Here is a 2098-nt window from a genome sequence, read left to right as displayed (position 1 = left end):
ATGTTGTACAGCGTGATGGTTATGGGAATATTCTACAGATTATCACACAAGAGCGTATTGCTTTTGCTGCATTACCAGACGATTTGAAATCATCGTTAGAGCAGGGTGATTCTTATGAAGTAGATCAGGATGTAACTGTTTATACACATATCTACTTAGATGAAAAGTCCGGTCAGTATCTCTCGTATGAAGAAGTCGATGGTAATGAAATTCCAGGAACCGCAAGTTCTTATCCAGTTCATGCACTACCTTGGATTCCAATTCGTATGAACCGTCTTGATGGTGAAAACTACGGACGTTCTTATACCGAAGAATACTATGGGGATTTGCGTAGTCTTGAAAATCTTTCTAAATCCATTAGTGATATTACTATGGTGTCTTCAAAGATTGTCGGTCTTGTAAATCCAACTGGTATTACTCAACCACGCCGTTTAACTCAAGCTAAGTCCGGTGATTATGTTGTAGGTAATCCAAATGATATTTCATTCTTGCAAGTAAACAAGACACTTGATTATCAGATGGTACAAAACCAAATCACTACTATCAGTCAACGTCTATCTTCTGCGTTCCTACTTAACACATCCGTTCAACGTAATGGTGATCGCGTTACTGCTGAAGAAATTCGTTATATGGCTGAACAGTTGGAACAAGTTATGACGGGTGTCTATTCAGTCCTGAACCAAGAACTACAGCTACCTATCATCCGAGTATTGCTAAACCAGCTACAGGCAACCAAGAAGATCCCAGACCTACCTAAAGAAGCTTTATCACCATCTATTCAGACTGGCGTTGATGCTCTTGGACGTGGGCAGGATTTGGACAAGCTAAACCAGTTTGTTCAGGCGATGGCGGCAGTATCACAGCTACAGAGCGATCCAGATTTAAACATGGCTACGTTGAAACTACGTGTATGTAACGCTCTTGGTATTGATACAGACGGTCTACTAATGACCGAGGAAGACAAACAACAAGCTCAGATGCAACAGATGATGCAACAAGGCATGGAACAGGCCGCTACTACTGGTGGTGCAGGTATGGGGGCGTTAGCTACTCAGAGTCCAGAAGCGTTAGCACAGTCTATGCAAAACATGAATGTTAGCCCTCAACAATTAGGAATGTAATAAGCGAGTGGGTTTTATAAAAACATAAATAACTTAGTAAATCCCACTTAATAAAAGGAATTAAAAATAATGAATGATGAATCAATTTATGGTAGTTCAGAGAACGCGATCATTTCAAGCGGGGAACTAACAGAGCATGAATTAGCAATGCTTGATCTAAACGCAGCAATTCGTATTGGTGATGACAGTATTGAAGTTAACGATGTTGAAGAAACAGAAGCTACTGATGAACCAGTAGAAGAAGATGAAGAAGAACAGGAAGAAACTAATTATTCTCGTTCTGCTGCTGAAGAAGAAATTAATGCTGCAAGTGCAGAACATCAGGAAGGTCGTGAAGGTCTTCAAAGCATGATTGAAGTAGCGGTTAAGAATGGTCTTCCACAAGAATCAATCGATAGTATTCTAAATGAATATACTGAAGAAGAAACACTTTCAGAGAAGACATTAGACCTACTTGAACAACATGGTTTTAACCGTAAGTTTGTAAATACCTTTATTAAAGGGCAGCAAGCAGTAGTAAACCAGCTTGCACAAAGTTTGGTTAATTATGTCGGTGGTGTTGAACAATGGGAAGGTATTATTAGTCACTTAGAATCACACGACAAAGCCACTCTTGATTCTCTACAAGATGCTTTGGATAATAACAATATCCGTACAGTAAAAACTATTCTCACACTAACTCAAAAAACTATTAAACAAGATGCTGTAAATAAGTATGGGACAAAACCAGAACGTTCAGTAGCTAAACAATCTAAACCTACTATTACTACTGGTAGTCGTGGTGTTGCTGGATATGCAGATCAAAAGGAAATGATCGCTGCTATGTCCGATAAGCGTTATCAAAGTGACGCTAAATACCGTGCAGAAGTAGAACAGCGTGTAATGCATTCCAACTTCTAATTCTAAATATTGTTGTCCACTACAGGGGAATTACCTTTCCCCTTCTTAAAGGTAATTCAACAAGAATTAAAACAACA

The 2098-nt window shown here is 39.0% G+C and carries 2 protein-coding genes; both read left to right on the top strand.

The annotated features are described in order from the left end of the window. On the top strand, positions 1 to 1121 hold a 1121-nt coding region (locus LZ634_RS22475; RefSeq protein ID WP_234508941.1), incomplete at its 5' end, for a portal protein. A 69-nt stretch (positions 1122 to 1190) separates the two neighbouring features. After that, positions 1191 to 2021, top strand: a complete 831-nt coding sequence (locus tag LZ634_RS22470) for a capsid assembly protein (protein ID WP_234508940.1) — start codon at positions 1191 to 1193, stop codon at positions 2019 to 2021. The last annotated feature ends 77 nt before the right edge of the window (positions 2022 to 2098 follow it).

The organism is Kluyvera intermedia, from assembly GCF_021440345.1.
GTDB lineage: Bacteria > Pseudomonadota > Gammaproteobacteria > Enterobacterales > Enterobacteriaceae > Kluyvera > Kluyvera intermedia_A.
This window is presented reverse-complemented; position numbering and strand designations above follow the sequence as displayed.

Bases quoted from the DNA above. Each gene is read 5' to 3' on its own strand.
- LZ634_RS22470 (WP_234508940.1), top strand. From the start codon at position 1,191: ATGAATGATGAATCAATTTATGGTAGTTCAGAGAACGCGATCATTTCA.